Here is an 18,463-nt window from a genome sequence, read left to right as displayed (position 1 = left end):
TGAAATCTTCCGGGGGACGACCCCCGGACCCCCGCTCTGGGGGCTGGCGACAGGCTGTGGACAGTCTGGGTGGACAGCGTCGAAGTCTATGCCTCCCCGCTGACAGGGGCGGGGCACTCCGGAGTACCGTCGCGCGTTGAGCGGGGCGGAAACACCCGTCCCTTTTGTCATGTACCAGGAGGCACCCAGCGATGTCGGTCCACCAGCCCTCGGCCGGCGAGCGAGGCGAGGAGATCCTCTCCGTCGTCGACACCGCCTTCGGCGAGCTCCTGGCCGCCGACCCGGCCGCGTTCCGGGTGAAGTTCCGCAAGATGGCGGCCTCCGCCTTCGCCTTCTACCGGGGCACGGCGAGCCTCTTCTACGCCGACCTGGAACGGGAGCACGCAGGGTGGGGCGGCGGGAACAAGGCAGGGTGGGGTGGCGGGAACAAGGCAGGGTTGGGCGGCGGGAACGATCACGGCGGCCCGTATCTGGACGAGCGCACCAGCCGCGTCTGGATCCACGGCGACCTCCACGCCGAGAACTTCGGCACGTACATGGACGCGAACGGCCGGCTGATCTTCAACGTAAACGACTTCGACGAGGCGTACGTAGGCCCCTTCACCTGGGACGTCAAGCGGCTCTCCGCCTCGCTGGCGCTGATCGGCTACACCAAGGCGCTCAGCGACGAGCAGATCACCGAGCTGGTCCGGATCTACGCCGCCGCCTACCGCGAGCGCATCCACGCCCTGGCGGCCGGCGCCAAGCACGACGACGTGCCGCCCTTCACGCTGGACACCGCCCAGGGCCCGCTCCTGGAAGCGCTGCGCAGCGCCCGGTCGCTGACCCGCTTCGGGCTGCTCGACTCGATGACGGAGATCCGTGAGTACGAGCGGCGCTTCGCGGAGGGCGGCGGCTCGATCGAGCTGGACGCGGCGACGCGGTACAAGGTGCTGGCGGCGTTCGACGGCTATCTGGAGACACTGCCCGAGTCGAGCCTCGCGCGCCCCGACTCGTACCGGGTGAAGGACGTGGTCGGGAGGCGCGGCATCGGTATCGGATCGGCCGGTCTGCCGTCGTACAACATCCTGCTGGAGGGCAACAGCGACGCCCTCGAGAACGATGTCGTGATCTACATGAAGCAGGCCCAGACCCCGGCGGTGTCCCGGCACGTCACCGACCAGCGGGTCCGGGACTACTTCCAGCACGAGGGCCACCGCACGGTGATCTCGCAGCGTGCGCTCCAGGACCACGCCGACCCGTGGCTGGGCTGGACGGAGCTCGAAGAGGGAGGACGCCGGGTCGGTCAGCTGGTGGCGGAGGTCTCGCCGTACGCGGTGGACCTGGACTGGTCGGACATCGACGACCCGGAGGAGATCGCGGCGGTGGTCGCCGACCTCGGCCGGGCGACGGCCACGATGCACTCGGCGGCGGACGACGAGAGCGGTCACTCGCTCGTGCCGTTCTCCACGGAGCGCGCCATCGACGCGGCGATCGCGGCGGACGAGGACGGCTTCGGCGAACTGCTGGTGGACTTCGCGCACCGCTACGGGGCCCGGGCGCGGGCCGACCACCAGATCTTCGTGGACCTGTTCCGCAACGGGAAGATCCCCGGCCTGCGGTAGGGCCGGTCGAAGGCCAGGTCCGGGGCTCGTGTCCGGGAGCCGTGTCCGGGTCCCGTGTCCGGGGGCCGGTCCGGGGGGCCGGCCCTCGCGACCGGATCCTTAGCAGCGGCTTATCGCGGCGCATGGCACACTCCTTCAGCGATGCAGCACTTCCCGGGGAACGGCCCCGGCCCCCAGCAGCAGAAGACACCCGGCAGGCAGGCCCCTTTGTACATAAGCGACACGCGGCTCAGGGGGCTGCGGGCAGCGATCTTCACGGCACTCGTCGTGACGCTGTCCGTGGCCTCCCACGTGCTGCTGTCCCAGGTGCCGCTGCCGCTGACGACGGTCGTCGCCGTCGCCGCCGGGGTGTTCCTGCTCACGTACGCGCTGGCGGGACGCGAGCGGGGGTACGGGCCGATCGCGGCCGTGCTGGTCCCGCTGGAGCTGGCCGCGGACACCGTCTTCACCACCGGCCAGCACGTCTGTTACGGCGCGGCGGGCGGACCGGTCGCCGGTTCGCTGCGCACGGTCGGGGTGGATGTGCTGTGCGGCGGCAGCGTCGGCGCCCCGCTGCCCGGTGTGGCCCCGGCCGAGGGCCGGATGGCCACGCTGATCAACTCCCCCGACCCGGCCGTGCCCTGGCTGCTGCTCGCGGCGCACGTGTCGGTCGGGCTGCTCACCGCGGCCTGGCTGCGGCGCGGTGAATCCGCGCTGGCGGGTCTGCTGCGCGCGGTGGCGGGGTTGGCCTTCCGTCCGCTGCTGATCGCCGTCGCCGTGGTGTACGGGGGCGGCGGGACCGCCCGCCATGCGGAGCGCATCGCCGGCCGACCGCGCTTCGCCCGCACCCTGCACTTCGTGCACTCCGTGGGACGCAGAGGGCCGCCGCTCACGGCTCCCGCGCCGGGCTGAGGCGCTCACTCCGAGCGGACACGTCTCGCTCCGAGCCGAGCCCGGCGCTCCCCGGCCGAACCACTTCCCACGGATCCCCACGGAGAACACGATCATGAGTGCACGCAACAGCCAGGCCAACAAGGCAGCCGCCCGCGAGCGACTGCGCGCGGAGCGCGAGCGCCAGGCCAAGAAGGACAAGATCAGGCGGCAGCTCGTCGTCGTCGCCTCGACCGTCGCCGTACTGGCGGTGGCGGGCGGCGTCGGCTACGCCGTCATGCAGGCCAACAAGCCCACGGCCTGGGAGGCCGCCAAGGACGCGAAGGTCGTCAAGCCCAAGAACACCGAGGGCGAGAACGGCACGACGGTCGTCATCGGCAAGCCCGCCGCGAAGAAGACCCTGGAGCTGTACGAGGACTCGCGCTGCCCGATCTGCGCGACCTTCGAGCAGGCGGTCGGCGAGACGGTCAAGAAGGATGTCGACGCCGGCAAGTACAAGATCAAGTACATCGGCGCGACCTTCATCGACAACGCCACCAACGGCGAGGGGTCGAAGAACGCGCTCTCCGCGCTGGGCGCGGCGCTCGACGTGAGCCCCGAGGCCTTCATGGAGTACAAGGCGGCTCTCTACTCCGCGAAGTTCCACCCGCAGGAGAGCGAGGACAAGTTCGCCAAGGACGACTACCTGCTCGAGATCGCCGACTCGGTGGCCGCGCTGAAGAACAACGCGGCCTTCCAGAAGGCCGTCAAGGACGGCACGTACGACGCCTGGGCGCTGAAGATGTCCGACACCTTCCAGAAGAGCGGTGTCGAGGGCACGCCGACGCTCAAGATGGACGGCAAGAAGATCAACGCCGAGGGCAGCCAGAACACGCCCATGACGGCGGAGCAGTTCAACGCCGCGATCGACAAGGCGCTCAAGGGGTAGCCAACTCACGGCGCTTTACGAACGGGCAGGCGAATTTTCCTGAATTCGCCTGCCCGTTCGGCTTACTGATCAGTAGTCTGATCGGCCGTGACCAGAAGACTCCCTTCATCTCCGAGCCGCCGCACGGTCGTCAAGGCCGCTGCCGCCACGGCTGTTGCCGCACCCGTTCTCGCGGGCGCCACCGCCGCCTCTGCCGTCGAGCAGGGCCCGGCCTTTCTTCATGGGATCGCCTCCGGCGACCCGCTCCCCGACGGCGTACTGCTGTGGACCCGTGTCACCCCGGCACCGGACGCCCTGCCCGGCTCGGGCAAGGGCCCTGACACGGAGGTGAGCTGGGAGGTCGCGGAGGACAAGGGCTTCTCGCACGTCGTCGCCCGCGGGCGGACGACCGCGACCGCCGCCTCCGACCACACCGTCAAGGTGGATGTGAGGGGGCTTCGCCAGGCGACCGTTCACTACTTCCGGTTCACCGCCGGCTCGGCGGTCTCGCCCGTCGGCCGTACGCGGACCACCCCGGCCGCCGACGCCGCCGCGCCCGGAGTGCGCTTCGGAGTGGTCTCCTGCGCCAACTGGGAGTCGGGCTACTTCTCGGCGTACCGGCACCTGGCGGCCCGCGCCGACCTGGACGCGATCCTGCATCTCGGCGACTACATCTACGAGTACGAGAGCGGCGGCTACCCGGACGACAAGTACGTCGTCCGGCGGCACGAGCCCAGGCACGAGATCGTCAGCCTCGCCGACTACCGGACCCGGCACGGCAACTACAAGACGGACGCCGACCTTCAGGCGCTGCACGCCGCGCACCCGGTCATCGCGATCTGGGACGACCACGAGATAGCCAACGACAGCTGGTCCGGCGGCGCCGAGAACCACACGCCGGGCACCGAGGGCGACTTCGCGGTGCGCGCCGCGGCGGCTCGGCAGGCGTACTTCGAGTGGATGCCCGTACGCGCCTCGACGGAGGGCACGGTCTACCGCCGGCTGCGCTTCGGCAAGCTGGCCGATCTGCACCTGCTGGACCTGCGCTCGTTCCGTTCGCAGCAGGCGTCGGTGGGCAGCGGCAAGGTCGACGACCCGGAGCGCACGATCACCGGCCGCGCCCAGCTCGACTGGCTGAAGTCGGGCCTGGCGTCCTCGGACGCGGCCTGGAAGCTGGTCGGTACGTCGGTCATGATCTCGCCGGTCGCCTTCGGCTCCCTGCCGGCCCATCTGCTGGGGCCGATCGCCGAGCTGCTCGGTCTGCCCAAGGAGGGGCTCGCGATCAACGTGGACCAGTGGGACGGGTACACGGACGACCGCAAGGAGCTGCTGAAGCATCTGACCGACCGCGGTATCAAGAACACGGTCTTCCTCACCGGCGACATCCACATGGCCTGGGCCAACGACGTACCGGTGACGGCGGCGACGTACCCTCTGTCGCGGTCGGCCGCGACCGAGTTCGTGGTGACGTCGGTGACCTCCGACAACCTCGACGACACCCTGCATGTCGCCCCGGGCACGCTCTCGCTGGTGGCGTCCACCGCCCTCAAGGCCGCCAACCGCCATGTGAAGTGGCTCGACATGGACAGCCACGGGTACGGCGTGCTCGACGTGACCGCCGAGCGCTCGCAGATGGACTACTACGTCCTCTCGGACAAGACGCGGCAGGACGCGGCGGCCACCTGGGCGCGCTCGTACCGGACGCTCAGTGGAACGCAGAAGGTCGAGCGCGTGAACCAGCCGGTGCGCTGAGGGGCGAATTTCAGCCACTCCGCGATCTGTTAACACCTCATCACATCGCCACGACGGGTGGTGTGTTCCGCGGCACCAATGCGGACACACCACCCGTTTCTCTATGCCCATTCGTTACACGCAGATCTCAAACCCCGGACAGGGCTGAAGGTTTTCTCCCTGATGCCCTTAATTGCTCAAAGATTGATTGGGCTTGATCAATCCTCAACTAGATCTGGCATGCACCCGTAATCTCCCCGCGGTGGCCAAGAAGGCCCCTTCGTAACCCCCCGCAAGGAGACACAATGCGTGCCTTTGTCCGTATATCCCCACGTTTGCGTAACCGCGCAATCGGTACGGCAATCATGGCCGGAACCCTGGCCATCGCTCCGCTCTCCGCCCCCACTGGGATCGCCGCCGCCAAGACTCCCGCCGCCTCGTCCGCCGCCGAGGACTGCGCGGAGGACGGTGCGAGCGCCGCCGCCCGCGAGTCCCGGCCGTCCGGTTCCGGCCACGCCAATGAGCCCAACGAGGTCACCGAGGCCAAGGCCAAGGCCATGGACGCGGACCTGAAGAAGAGACTCGAGGCGGCGAGGACGAACGCCCGTGGCCTGTCCGTCGCCGCGTCGACCACCATCCCGGTCTACTTCCACGTCGTCCACGACGGCGCCACCGGCAAGCTCAGCGCCACCGACATCAGCAACCAGATGGCGGTCCTCAACGCGGCCTTCGGCGGCCAGGGCACCGGCAACACCGATTCGACCTTCCAGTTCTCGCTGGCCGGAACCGACTACACGGACAACGCGTCCTGGTACAACCTGAGCTCCGGTTCCACCGCCGAGAAGACCATGAAGTCCACCCTCCGCCAGGGCGGCGCCGGCGCGCTGAACATCTACACCGCCAACCTCGGCGGCGGTCTGCTCGGCTGGGCGACCTTCCCGTCGTCCTACAACTCCAGCCCTTCCATGGACGGTGTGGTGCTGCTCGACACGTCACTGCCCGGCGGCTCGGCCACCAACTACGACGAGGGCGACACCGCCACCCATGAGGTCGGCCACTGGATGGGGCTCTACCACACCTTCCAGGGCGGCTGTAACGGCAACGGCGACTACGTCGCCGACACCCCGGCCGAGAAGAGCGCCGCCTACGCCTGCCCGACCGGTCGCGACACCTGCGTCAACAAGACCGGCGTCGACCCGATCCACAACTTCATGGACTACACCTACGACGCCTGCATGTACCAGTTCACCGCGGGCCAGGTGCAGCGGATGAAGGACAGCTGGACCGCCTACCGGGCGGGCTGACACCAGTCTCGTCCAGCCGGCGCCATGCATGCGCCGGGGGGACGTGACCGACCGGGCGGTTCGAGCTGATCGAACCGCCCGGCAGCGGAGGCATGGGCACGGTGTGGCGGGCTCGCCACACCGTGCTCCACCGCGAAGTGGCGCTCGAAGCGGCCGGATCCGAGCCTCTGTGTCCGCAGCCGTGCCTACAACGTCTCCAGGAAGGCGAGCGCCACCCGCCAGGTCTGCTCGGCGGCGTCCTCGTCGTAGTCGGGCAGGTCCGTATCCGTGTAGAGGTGCCCGGCGCCCGGGTAGCGGTGGACCTCGACGTCCGCCCCCGCCTTGCCCATCTGCAGGTACCACGCGGTCAGCCAGTCGTGCGGCTCCATCGGGTCGGGATCGGCGACATGCAGCTGTACGGGCAGCTCGTCGACCTTCGTGTCCGGCGCGATGTCCGACGTGCCGTGCAGCAGGAGCAGCCCGCGCGCCTTCTCGTCGCCGAGCGCCAGGTTCTGCGCGACGGCCGCACCCAGCGAGAAGCCCGCGTAGACGAGTCCACGCTCGGAGTGGGGCGCGGCGGCCACGATCGCCCGCTTCAGCACCTCGTCCAGGCCGATCCCGTTCTTGTAGGCCCTCGCCTCTTCGAGCGTCTCGAACGTCCGGCCGTCGAAGAGGTCGGGCGTCCACACCTCGTGCCCGGCGGCCCGCAGCCGCTCGGCAGCGTCCCGTACCGCGGGGCGCAGACCGAACGTCGAGTGAAAAAGCATGATGTCCATGCGGCCAGGTTACGTTCGAAGACATGGAGAACGTGCTGCGCCCGTTGATCGTTGCCGGCGGCTCGGTCGTGCTCACTCTGGTGGTGGGATGGCTGGTCGATCTGATGCTCCGCCGGGCCGACGCCCGGCACACCGAGACCCCCCTGTGGGGCCTGCTCCGCCGCTGTCGCGTTCCGCTCCAGGCGGCGCTCGGTACGGCGCTGCTCAGAGGGGCGTTCCCACAGACGGGGATCGGGGTCGTCGAGGAGCACGCGGCGGGCATCGGGCGAATGCTGACGCTGGTGCTCATCGGCGCCTCGGCCTGGCTGGTGGTGCGGATCGCGACGGCCGTCGTCCAGTCCTCCTACAGCCGCTATGCCGCCTCGACCCGCGATCCGGCCCGGGTGCGCCGGGTCCGTACGCAGGTCACGCTGATCCAGCGGGTCGTGACCGCGGTGGTGGGGGTGGTGGCGGTCGCGGCGATGCTGCTGACCTTCCCCGCGATGCGGACGGTCGGCGCGTCCATGCTCGCTTCGGCCGGTGTCCTCGGCATCGTCGCCGGTATCGCTGCCCAGTCGACACTCGGCAATCTCTTCGCGGGGCTGCAGATCGCGTTCGGCGACATGGTGCGGATCGGCGACACGGTCGTCGTGGACGGCGAGTGGGGAACGGTCGAGGAGATCACGCTCACCTTCCTCGCGGTGCGGACCTGGGACGAGCGCCGGATCACGATGCCGGTCTCGTACTTCACCGGCAAGCCGTTCGAGAACTGGTCGCGCGGCGGGGCCCAGATGACCGGCACGGTCTTCTTCCATGTGGACCACTCCGCGCCCGTGCACGAGATGCGCGAGCGGCTCCACGACGTCCTGCGCGAGTGCCCGGCGTGGGACGGCCGCGACTGGTCGCTCGCGGTCACGGACACCACGGCGAGCACGATGGTGGTGCGGGCTGTGGTCACCGCGAAGGACGCGGACGACCTCTGGACGGTGCGGTGCGCGGTGCGGGAGCAGTTGATCGCCTGGCTCTGCGACCACCGGCCGCACGCGCTGCCCCGCATCGCGACCTCGCAGGCGCCGGAGCCGCCCGGCGAGCGCCCGGAACGGCAGGCGGGCCGGTCCCGGAACGGCCGTGACCGGGGACGGCTGGGGACGGCTAGTGACCGCGCTCCGCGCCGCCGTTGACCTGGATGACCTGGGCGGTGATGTGACCGGCGGCCGGTGAGGCCAGCCAGCGCAGGGTCTGGGCCACGTCGCCGGGGTGTCCTGCGCGGCCGGTGGAGGTCTCCGCGATGAGTCGCTTGCGGCGCTCCTCGGGGAGTTCGCCGCCGAAGAACCCGGTCTCCTCGACGAACCCGGGCGCCACCAGGTTCACGGTGATGCCGCGCGGCCCGAGTTGGCGCGCGAGTTCGTACGCGTACGGGTGCAGCGCGGCCTTGGAAGCGGCGTAGGCGCCCGAGCCGGAGCCGCGGTAGGCGGCGATCGAGCTGAGGAACAGGACACGGCCGCCGGGCGTCGCCAGATGGTCCTTGAGGGCCTCGGTGAGCAGCGCGGCCGTGAGGACGTTGAGCCGGAAGTTCACGGTCCAGTCGTGGGCGACGGCCTCCAGCGGGTCCTCGAACCCGGGCCGCTCCTCCAGCCCTCCGTTGCCGCCCGCGCTGTGCACCAGGACGTCGACCGTGCCGTACTCACGCTCGGCGAACTCCGCGGCGCGCCTGGCGCCTTGGGGCTCGCTGAGATCGGCCGCGCAGTAGCGGGCGCCGGGGATCCGCGCGGCCGCCCGCGCGAGCACCTCCTCGCGCCGTCCGAGCAGCACCACCTGCTCCCCGTCCGCGGCGAACGCCTCCGCCGCCGCGAACCCGATCCCGGTACCTCCGCCACTGATCACCACGGTGCGCGCCATACCTTGATCCTACGACCGCCACCGAGCTTCGCCGGGCTTCCATCGGCGCACCGTCGGCCGCGTTCGTACGACGCCGGCCGGCGCCGCGCGGCACACGCTCGCCTGCCGGTGTCGTACGGGACGCGGCGTCAGCGGAGGCTGCGCACATCCAGGTGGTGCAGAACCCGGTCCACCACCTCCGGGTCGGTGCCCGGCTCGCTGCGGGCGGCGAGGACCTCGTGGCGGGCGGCCGACATCATCTCGCGCTGGATGCGCTGGATCGTGCGCAACCGGTCCACCCGCTGCGCGAACCACTCGCGGCGCTCCTCGTCGACGATGTCGGGGCTGATCCGCGCCCCGATGTCGTACGCCGCGCGGTGGAGCCGCTCGGCGGTGTCCTCCGAGCTCCTCGACCGCCTCGATCTCCTTCAGCCGGTGCTTCGCCGCCTTGGCCGCGCGCACGGCGAGCTGCCGCTCCAGCGCCTGCGCGGCGTCCGCGTCGGCCCGTACGCCGAGCCGCTTGACCAGCCATGGGAGGGTGAGCCCCTGGGCGACCAGGGTGGTCATGATCACCGCGAAGGCGATGAAGATGATCTCGTCGCGCGCGGGGAAGGGCGCCCCGTCGCCGGTTCTGAGCGGAATGGCGAGGGCGAGGGCGACCGAGGCCACGCCCCGCATGCCCGACCAGCACATGACCACGGTCTCGCGCCAGCCGACCGGGATCTCCTCGTCGTAGTCCCTGAGTTTGTGGAGCCGCTTCGCGAGCCAGGTGGCGGGCATCAGGTACAGGAACCGTACGACCACGACGACGCCGACGACCGCCGCGCCCCATGCCGTCATCTCGGCCCACCGCCCTGCGGCCGTGCCGAAGACGTGCTGGAGTTCGAGACCGATGAGACCGAAGGCGACGCCGGTCACGAGGGTGTCCACGATGTGCCAGAAGGTGTTCCCCGCGAGCCGCCCCATCACGTCGTCCGCGTCGGCGGCGTTCTCGGCGAGATAGAGCGCGGTGGTCAGGACGGCGAGCACACCGGACCCCAGCAGCTCCTCCGCGAGCACATAGCTCACGTACGGCACAAGCAGGGTGAGCCCGATCTGCAGGGTCGGGTCGCCGAGCATCCCCATGAGCCGGTTGGAGAGCCAGCCGAGCACCAGGCCCACCACCAGGGCGACCACCGCGGAGAGCACCAGCTCCCCCGCCGCCCGGGGCCAGGAGAACGTCCCGCTGACGACCGCCGCGATCGCCACGTGGTAGAGCACGATCGCGGTGACGTCGTTGAAGAGTCCTTCGCCCTCCAGGATCGACACCAGCCTGCGGGGCAGTCCGAGCGATCCGGCGACGGCCGTCGCGGCGACGGGGTCGGGCGGGGCGACGAGCGCGCCGAGGGCGACCGCCGCCGCGAGCGGCAGTCCGGGCACGACGGCGTTCGCCACGGCCGCCACCGCCACCGTGGTGACGAACACCAGGGCGACCGCGAGCAGCAGGATGGGCCGGATGTTCGCGGCGAACTGCCGCCAGGAGGTGCGCTGCACGGCGGCGTACAGCAGGGGCGGCAGCAGCAGCGGAAGGATGTATTCGGGCGGTACGCCGACATCCGGCACGAACGGCAACAGCGCGAGCACCACACCGGCGATCGTCATGAGCACCGGCGCCGGCAGCCCCAGCCGCTCCCCGAGCGGCACCGTGACCACGGCCCCCAGCAACAGCACGAACAGCAGGGCCAATTGGTCCACGGGCGCACCTTCAGACGGTCGAATCACCGACGATCAGCCCTGCAAGCCTGCCACGCATTCGCCCCTGACCAGCCCAATCCCCTCTGTTTTCAGCGGTCGAACGCAGGATTCTGAACCAGGCACCGGATGTCTGTGGTGTCAGACGCCTTCCGCTACCGCTGAGGCGGATGCGTCTGCCGGGCCGCGTCCCGGATGCGTCTGCCGGGGCGCGAGACCGGCACGCCGGGCCGCGTCGCCGTCCAGTTGCGGTGCGGAGCCACGACGGTGATCAGGCCGCGGGGGCCCGTGCGGGCAGCGGCCCGCGCGAAGTTCCCTCGCGGGGGGCGTGGACGGGGCGGGGGCGGCCGGCGGCGTGGTGATCGGGACTCCGCCCCTTCCCCGGACCGGGGCAAGCCCCCAGCCCTGTACGGCCTTCTGCCGTGTCCTCAAGCGCCGGACGGGCCCCCAAGCGCCGGACGGGCCTTCAAGCCCCGAAAGGCCGAGACTGCGGGGCGGAGCTCCGGAAAGCGCGGGCTAGAGCGCGCGCCGCATCGCCCGGTGCGGAATGCCCGCGTCCGGGAATTCCGGGCCGTACGCCTCGTACCCGAGCCGCTCGTAGAAGCCCAGCGCGTGCGTCTGCGCATGGAGATCCACCGCGGCGAGCCCACGCCCCCGCGCCGCGTCCTCGATCGCGCGGACCAGGGCCACTCCGACGCCGAGGCCGCGGGCGGCCTTGGTCACCGCGAGCCGGCCGAGGGAGCCGACCGACGCGTCGCCGCCGGTCTTGCCCGCGGCGGCCGGGCCGTGCAGCAGCCGGCCCGTTCCCAGCGGACCGTCGGGCCCGACCGCGAGGACGTGGATCGTGTCCGCGTCCGCCGCGTCGTACGCGTCGTACTCGATCTCCTGCGGCACCCGCTGCTCGACGACGAAGACCTCCTTGCGCACCGCGAAGCACGCCTCCAGGTCCGCCGGGTCCACTGCTTCCCGTACGACGAAGCCGCTCACGCGCTCTCCGCCGCGATCCTGTCGAGCGCCGCCTGAAGATCGTCGGGGTACTGGCTCTCGAACTCGACCCACCGGCCGTCCGACGGGTGCTCGAAACCGAGCCGCACCGCGTGCAGCCACTGCCGGGTCAGACCGAGCCGCCGGGCCATCGTCGGGTCGGCGCCGTAGGTCAGATCGCCCACGCACGGGTGGCGGTGGGCGGCCATGTGCACCCGGATCTGGTGCGTACGGCCCGTCTCCAGCTTGATGTCCAGCAGCGAGGCCGCCCGGAACGCCTCCATCAGGTCGTAGTGGGTGACGGACGCCTTGCCCTCGGCGGTCACGGCCCACTTGTAGTCGTGCTGGGGGTGGCGGCCGATGGGCGCGTCGATCGTGCCGCTCAGCGGGTCCGGGTGGCCCTGCACCAGCGCGTGGTAGCGCTTGTCGACCGTACGGTCCCGGAACTGCTGCTTCAGCAGCGTGTACGCCCGCTCCGACTTGGCGACCACCATCAGCCCGGAGGTGCCGACGTCCAGCCGGTGCACGATGCCCTGGCGCTCGGCGGCGCCCGACGTCGAGATCCGGTACCCGGCCGCCGCGAGCCCGCCGATCACGGTCGTGCCGGTCCAGCCGGGGCTCGGGTGGGCGGCCACGCCGACGGGCTTCACGATCACGACGATGTCGTCGTCGTCGTGCACGATCTCCATGCCTTCGACCGGCTCGGCCACGATCTGCACCGGCGCCGGCGCCTGCGGCATCTCGACCTCGAGCCAGGAGCCCCCACTGACCCGCTCGGACTTTCCTACCACCGAGCCGTCGACCTGGACCTTGCCCGCGGCAGCGAGCTCGGCCGCCTTCGTGCGGGAAAACCCGAACATGCGGGAGATGGCGGCGTCGACGCGCTCGCCCTCCAGGCCGTCGGGTACGGGCAGGGTGCGGATGTCGGGAAGGGTACTCACCCGTCGAGTATGCCTTGTCCGGCCGTGAGTCCGGTCCCGGCGGTCAGTCCTTGTGGACGGTCCCGTCGGGGTCGAGGCCCCTGAAGGACAGGATCACGATGAGGAAGCCGCCGCACACGATCGCCGAGTCGGCCAGGTTGAAGACGGCGAAGTGCGCGGGCGCGATGAAGTCGACCACCGCGCCCTCGAAGACGCCGGGCGAACGGAAGATCCGGTCGGTGAGATTGCCGAGCGCGCCGCCGAGCAGCAGGCCGAGCGCGATGGCCCACGGCAGGCTGTAGAGCTTGCGGGCGAGCCGCGCGATCACCACGATCACGGCCGTCGCGATGATCGTGAAGATGATGGTGAAGGCCTCGCCGAAACCGAAGGCGGCGCCGGGATTCCGGATCGCGTCGAACTTCAGCAGATCGCCGACGACCTTGATCGGCTCATGGTGCTCCAGCTTCGCCACCACGATCATCTTGCTGCCGAGGTCCAGCAGATAGGCCACGACGGCCACCGCGAACAGCGCGAAGATGCGGCGCCTGCCCTTGGGCTGCTCGGCAGAAGCCGCAGCCTCGTCGTCGTCAACATCCGGCGTACCGATGATGCGCTCCGCCTCTGCCACGTGAGTCCCTCAAACTAGGTGCCTGACTGATCACGAGGGTACGGCACACACGTGCGGACTCCGCTGCGAGTACGGCACCGAGTCCGATCCGTGCACGGACCACGGAACGGCTCCGTACGGACCACGGACCGGGGCTCCGGCCCGGGGGCGCCGGCCCGGGGCACGCAGTGGCACGGACCAGGGTGCGGCCCCGTGAACGGACCCGTGTGCGGATTCAGCCGCGCCGCTCCTGCTTCTGCTTGTCCTCCACGCACAGGGTCGCCCGCGGGAACGCCTGCATCCGCGCCTTTCCGATCGGATCTCCGCAGATCTCGCAGAGGCCGTACGTCCCGGTGTCCAGGCGGTGCAGCGCCCGCTCGGTCTGTTCGAGCATCTCGCGGGCGTTGGCGGCGAGCGCCATCTCGTGCTCCCGCGTGATGTTCTTGGTGCCGGTGTCGGCCTGGTCGTCGCCCGCGCCGTCCCCGGAGTCCCGCATCAGCCCGGTCAGCGACTCCTCGGAGTGGCTGATCTCGGCCTGCAGACGGGCCATCTCGCTCTCCAGCTCGGCGCGCGCCTCGGCGACCTCTTCCGGGGTCCACGGGTCCTCGCCCGGCCGTACCGCGAGCTCTCCCGGTGCGGCGGTGCCACGGGCCGGGGGCACCGCCGACGCGGCGTCCTTCGTGGCCGTACTGGTCCCGCCCGCGCTCTTCTTGGCTGCCACCGTCCTGGCTCCCGTCTGCTCCGCGGCCTCGGCCGCCTCCTTGGCCGCCGTGGCGGCCTTCCTGGCGCCTGCCTTCGCAGCCGCCTTCCTGCCCGGCGCCTTCGCGGCCGCCGCTGTGGAGGACGCCGTCGAGCGCCCCGCCGCCTCCTTCCCGGCTGCGGTCCTCCTCGCGGCGGTCTTCTTCGCGGCAGCGGTCTTCCTGGCCGTGGTGCTCTTCTTCGCCTCCGTGGCCTTGGCGGCCGTGGTCTTCTTCGCGACTGCGGTCGTGGCCGTGGCCGTGCTCCCGCCCGTGGTCTTCTCCGTGGCCTTCCTGGCGGGCGCGGCGGTCTTCACCTCGCTCCCGTCGCGCACGTCCGTGGCGGATGCGTCGGCCTTGGTCACCCTCCTCGTGGTCTTCGCGACGGCGCTCTTCTTGCCGTTCGCATCCTTGGCCGCCGCCCCCGCAGCGGCGGTGGACCTCGCTGACGCCGTCTTCTTCACGGCGGTCTTCTTCGCCACCATGGCCGCGGCCCCTTCACATATTGTGATCTTGCTCGCGAATCGTGCTGGGACGATAAATCGACACCAGCCGCGCGGCAACGGGGCACGCCGCCTGTCCGGCCCGCCCCGCGCCTCACCCAACGCGAGCCTGCATCCGTTGTGCCCAGCTCCTAGCCGCGTAATCCGCCACACGGGCGGCGCCCGAGCCCGCCGGGCTCCGTATGGCCGTTCGGGTCACCCCGGAAATGCGGTCGGCCCCGCCGCGCCCGGGCCCGTACACTGGGCTGAGCGAAAGGCGTGGATGGGGACGAGTAGCGTCGTACGCAGCCATGAGCGACCCGGGGACGGTGCGAGCCCGGGGGCGAGCGCGATGTGAACGATCACCCCGGAGCCGCCGGAAGAAATCCCAGGGACCACCTGAGGCGAGTAGAACCGGCATCGCGACCCCAATGAGGGGGCCCGGGACATGCGTGTCCGGGGCCAAGGAGGGTGGTACCGCGGGAGCGCAGCACATGGCTCTCGTCCCTCCGACGGAGGAGACACAGTCCGTTGGAGGAACTCGTACATGACGCCGCCGCAGTACCGCCAGGTACCCGCCCAGGTCGACCTGCCCGCGCTGGAGCACGCCGTGCTCGATTTCTGGCGCGAGAGCAAGGTCTTCGCGAAGAGCCTCGATCAGTCCGAGGGCCGCCCCGAGTGGGTCTTCTACGAGGGTCCGCCCACCGCGAACGGCATGCCCGGTGCCCACCACATCGAGGCCCGTGTCTTCAAGGACGTCTTCCCTCGTTTCCGCACCATGCGGGGCTACCACGTGGCCCGCAAGGCCGGCTGGGACTGCCACGGCCTGCCGGTCGAGCTCGCCGTCGAGAAGGAGCTCGGCTTCAACGGCAAGAAGGACATCGAGGCGTACGGCATCGCGGAATTCAACGCCAAGTGCCGTGAGTCCGTGACCCGCCACACCGACGCCTTCGCCGAGCTGACGACCCGGATGGGCTACTGGGTCGACCTCGACGACGCGTACCGCACCATGGACCCCGACTACATCGAATCGGTCTGGTGGTCGCTGAAGGAGATCTTCAAGAAGGGCCTGCTGGTCCAGGACCACCGGGTCGCCCCCTGGTGCCCCCGCTGCGGCACCGGCCTCTCCGACCACGAGCTGGCGCAGGGCTACGAGACGGTCGTCGATCCGTCCGTCTTCGTCCGCTTCCCGCTGACCTCCGGCCCCCTCGCGGGCGAGGCCGCGCTTCTCGTCTGGACGACGACCCCCTGGACGCTGGTCTCGAACACCGCGGTGGCGGCGCACCCCGAGGTCACGTACGTCGTGGCGACGAACGGCGAGGAGAAGCTCGTCGTCGCCCAGCCGCTGCTGGAGAAGGCCCTCGGCGAAGGCTGGGAGGCGACCGGGCAGACCTTCACGGGCGCCGAGATGGAGCGCTGGACGTACGACCGCCCGTTCCAGCTCGTCCCCTTCGACCAGCCCGCCCACTTCGTCGTCAACGCCGAGTACGTGACGACCGACGACGGTACGGGCCTGGTCCACCAGTCCCCCGCCTTCGGTGAGGACGACCTCAAGGTCTGCCGCGCGTACGGACTGCCGGTCGTGAACCCGGTCCGTCCCGACGGCACCTTCGAGGAGGACGTGCCGCTGGTCGGCGGTGTCTTCTTCAAGAAGGCCGACGAGGCCCTCACCAAGGACCTGGACGACCGCGGGCTGCTCTTCAAGCACATCCCGTACGAGCACAGCTACCCGCACTGCTGGCGCTGCCACACGGCGCTGCTCTACTACGCGCAGCCGTCCTGGTACATCCGTACGACCGCGATCAAGGACCGGCTCCTCGAGGAGAACGAGGGGACGAACTGGTTCCCGGAGTCGGTCAAGCACGGACGGTACGGCGACTGGCTGAACAACAACATCGACTGGGCGCTTTCGCGCAACCGGTACTGGGGCACGCCGCTGCCGATCTGGCGCTGCGAGGAGAACCACCTGACGTGCGTCGGCTCGCGCGCCGAGCTGAGCGAGCTGACCGGTGCGGACCAGTCCGCCCTGGATCCGCACCGCCCGTTCATCGACGACGTCACCTTCGCCTGCCCGGAGTGCTCGGGTACGGCGAGGCGCGTGCCCGAGGTGATCGACGCCTGGTACGACTCGGGCTCGATGCCGTTCGCGCAGTACGGCTACCCGTACAAGAACAAGGAACTGTTCGAGAGCCGCTACCCGGCGCAGTTCATCTCCGAGGCGATCGACCAGACCCGCGGCTGGTTCTACACGCTGATGGCGGTCGGCACGCTGGTCTTCGACAAGTCCTCGTACGAGAACGTGGTCTGCCTGGGCCACATCCTCGCCGAGGACGGCCGCAAGATGTCCAAGCACCTGGGCAACATCCTGCAGCCGATCCCGCTGATGGATCAGCACGGCGCGGACGCGGTGCGCTGGTTCATGGCGGCCGGCGGCTCACCGTGGGCGGCGCGCCGCGTCGGCCACGGCACGATCCAGGAGGTCGTGCGCAAGACGCTCCTGACCTACTGGAACACGGTGGCGTTCCAGGCGCTGTACGCGCGTACGTCGGGCTGGGCGCCCTCGGCCGCCGACCCGGCGCCGGCGGAGCGGCCGCTGCTCGACCGCTGGCTGCTGAGCGAACTGCACGCGCTGGTGGACCAGGTCACGCAGGCCATGGAGACGTACGACACCCAGCGCGCCGGAAAGCTGATGTCGTCCTTCGTGGACGATCTGTCGAACTGGTACGTGCGCCGCTCGCGGCGCCGCTTCTGGCAGGGCGACAAGGCGGCCCTGCGCACGCTGCACGAGGTCGTGGAGACGGTCACCCGGCTGCTGGCGCCGCTGACCCCGTTCATCACGGAGCGGGTCTGGCAGGACCTGGTGGTGCCGGTGACGCCGGACGCACCCGAGTCCGTCCACCTGTCCAGCTGGCCCGAGGCGGACCTGTCGGCGATCGACCCGACACTGTCGCAGCAGATGGCGCTGGTCCGGCGGCTGGTGGAGCTGGGCCGTGCGACGCGTGCGGAGTCGGGTGTGAAGACCCGCCAGCCGCTGTCCCGCGCGCTGGTGGCGGCTTCCGGCTTCGAGTCGCTCTCCCCCGAGCTGCACGCCCAGATCACGGAGGAGCTGAATGTCTCCTCGCTCGCCTCGCTGTCCGATGTCGGCGGCTCGCTGGTCGACACGACGGCCAAGGCGAACTTCCGGGCCCTGGGCAAGCGCTTCGGCAAGGGCGTCCAGGACGTGGCCAAGGCGGTCGCGGCGGCGGACGCGGCGGCGCTGTCGCTGGCGCTGCGGTCCGGGGAGGCCACGATCTCGGTGAACGGTGAGGAGGTCACCCTCTCCCCGGAGGAGGTCATCATCACGGAGACCCCTCGCGAGGGCTGGTCGGTCGCCTCCGACCAGGGCGCGACGGTCGCCCTCGACCTGGAGATCACTCCGGAGCTCCGCCGCGCGGGCCTCGCCCGTGACGCGATCCGCCTCATCCAGGAGGCTCGCAAGAACAGCGGCCTGGACGTGGCGGACCGTATCGCGCTCCGCTGGTCCTCCACGGACGCGGAGGTCACGTCGGCGCTGACGGACCACTCCTCGCTGATCGCGGACGAGGTCCTGGCGACCGACTTCGCGGCGGGTGAGGCCGACGCCACCTACGGCTCTGCCTTCACGGACGAAGGTCTGTCCCTGACCTTCCGCCTCCGCAAGGCGTAGGGCTTCGCACCCAGGGCCCCGGCCGGCCACGTCGTCGGCCGGGGCCCTGCTGTACCCGGGCAACCCCGCATCCCCGGCCCGTCCGGTGCTCGGGGACGGACGCACCGGCCGCGCCCGACGGCACCGGGCACCCCGGGGAACGCACCCCGGCCGCAGGCGCACACATACGGAGGCGCACGCACAAACAGGGCCGGGGGGGGGGGGGGGGGGGGGGGGGGGGGGGGGGGGGGGGGGCAGGGGGGGGGGGGGGGGGGGGGGGGGGGGGGGGGGGGGGGGGGGGTGGGGGTGG

General features: G+C 70.7%; 13 protein-coding genes and 1 pseudogene. 7 read left to right on the top strand and 7 right to left on the bottom strand.

Annotation, left to right across the window (positions count from 1 at the left end; translation table 11 throughout):
* Positions 1 to 191 precede the first annotated feature (191 nt).
* The 5 genes from AC0699_RS04300 to AC0699_RS04280 all read left to right on the top strand — a co-directional run bounded on the left by AC0699_RS04300 (position 192) and on the right by AC0699_RS04280 (position 6,416).
* Positions 192 to 1,604 carry a DUF2252 domain-containing protein gene (locus AC0699_RS04300; protein ID WP_478655382.1) on the top strand — a complete coding sequence of 471 codons (1,413 nt, stop codon included), beginning with the start codon at positions 192 to 194 and terminating at the stop codon, positions 1,602 to 1,604.
* 207 nt (positions 1,605 to 1,811) lie between these two features.
* On the top strand, positions 1,812 to 2,495 hold the full coding sequence (locus AC0699_RS04295) for a hypothetical protein (RefSeq protein ID WP_478655514.1): 684 nt from the start codon (positions 1,812 to 1,814) through the stop codon (positions 2,493 to 2,495).
* Between the two features lie 94 nt (positions 2,496 to 2,589).
* Entirely contained in the window at positions 2,590 to 3,402 is an 813-nt protein-coding gene (locus AC0699_RS04290; protein ID WP_478655380.1) for a DsbA family protein, read from the top strand.
* 87 nt (positions 3,403 to 3,489) lie between these two features.
* The gene (locus AC0699_RS04285) at positions 3,490 to 5,133 is read left to right on the top strand and encodes an alkaline phosphatase D family protein (protein WP_478655377.1); all 1,644 of its coding nucleotides are present in this window, start codon (positions 3,490 to 3,492) and stop codon (positions 5,131 to 5,133) included.
* Positions 5,134 to 5,477: 344 nt separating this feature from the next.
* Positions 5,478 to 6,416: a zinc metalloprotease gene (locus AC0699_RS04280; protein ID WP_478655375.1), complete on the top strand. Its 939-nt coding sequence runs from the start codon at positions 5,478 to 5,480 to the stop codon at positions 6,414 to 6,416.
* A gap of 185 nt (positions 6,417 to 6,601) precedes the next feature.
* Here AC0699_RS04280 and AC0699_RS04275 read toward each other — a convergent pair whose 3' ends face one another.
* Positions 6,602 to 7,171: a dienelactone hydrolase family protein gene (locus tag AC0699_RS04275; RefSeq protein ID WP_478655372.1), complete on the bottom strand. Its 570-nt coding sequence runs from the start codon at positions 7,169 to 7,171 to the stop codon at positions 6,602 to 6,604.
* A 23-nt stretch (positions 7,172 to 7,194) separates the two neighbouring features.
* Here AC0699_RS04275 and AC0699_RS04270 point away from each other — a divergent pair, with 23 nt between their 5' ends.
* Positions 7,195 to 8,331 carry a mechanosensitive ion channel family protein gene (locus tag AC0699_RS04270; protein ID WP_478655370.1) on the top strand — a complete coding sequence of 379 codons (1,137 nt, stop codon included), beginning with the start codon at positions 7,195 to 7,197 and terminating at the stop codon, positions 8,329 to 8,331.
* On the opposite strand, the gene AC0699_RS04265 is transcribed toward AC0699_RS04270, so the two are convergent.
* The 6 genes and pseudogenes from AC0699_RS04265 to AC0699_RS04240 all read right to left on the bottom strand — a co-directional run bounded on the left by AC0699_RS04265 (position 8,303) and on the right by AC0699_RS04240 (position 14,492).
* Complete coding sequence (locus AC0699_RS04265; RefSeq protein WP_478655367.1) at positions 8,303 to 9,049, bottom strand: SDR family NAD(P)-dependent oxidoreductase; 747 nt, start codon at positions 9,047 to 9,049, stop codon at positions 8,303 to 8,305. The genes AC0699_RS04270 and AC0699_RS04265 overlap by 29 nt on opposite strands.
* 128 nt (positions 9,050 to 9,177) lie before the next feature.
* Positions 9,178 to 10,762 (bottom strand): annotated as a pseudogene (locus AC0699_RS04260) (Na+/H+ antiporter).
* Positions 10,763 to 11,275: 513 nt separating this feature from the next.
* A complete protein-coding gene (locus AC0699_RS04255; RefSeq protein ID WP_478655365.1) occupies positions 11,276 to 11,746 on the bottom strand; it encodes a GNAT family N-acetyltransferase in 471 nt (156 codons plus the stop codon).
* Positions 11,743 to 12,684 carry an RluA family pseudouridine synthase gene (locus AC0699_RS04250; protein WP_453665646.1) on the bottom strand — a complete coding sequence of 314 codons (942 nt, stop codon included), beginning with the start codon at positions 12,682 to 12,684 and terminating at the stop codon, positions 11,743 to 11,745. The genes AC0699_RS04255 and AC0699_RS04250 overlap by 4 nt, the downstream gene beginning before the upstream one ends.
* 43 nt (positions 12,685 to 12,727) lie before the next feature.
* Positions 12,728 to 13,291 carry a signal peptidase II gene (gene lspA, locus AC0699_RS04245; RefSeq protein WP_478655363.1) on the bottom strand — a complete coding sequence of 188 codons (564 nt, stop codon included), beginning with the start codon at positions 13,289 to 13,291 and terminating at the stop codon, positions 12,728 to 12,730.
* 214 nt (positions 13,292 to 13,505) lie between these two features.
* The gene (locus AC0699_RS04240; RefSeq protein ID WP_478655361.1) at positions 13,506 to 14,492 is read right to left on the bottom strand and encodes a TraR/DksA family transcriptional regulator; all 987 of its coding nucleotides are present in this window, start codon (positions 14,490 to 14,492) and stop codon (positions 13,506 to 13,508) included.
* Positions 14,493 to 15,036: 544 nt separating this feature from the next.
* Here AC0699_RS04240 and ileS point away from each other — a divergent pair.
* Positions 15,037 to 18,174 (top strand): isoleucine--tRNA ligase, encoded by a 3,138-nt coding sequence (gene ileS, locus AC0699_RS04235; RefSeq protein ID WP_478655359.1) that lies wholly within the window; start codon positions 15,037 to 15,039, stop codon positions 18,172 to 18,174.
* The last annotated feature ends 289 nt before the right edge of the window (positions 18,175 to 18,463 follow it).

Source organism: Streptomyces sp. NPDC043870, from assembly GCF_056435785.1.
The sequence above is the reverse complement of the archived record's forward strand: the minus strand, read 5'-3'. Positions and strand labels throughout refer to the sequence as shown.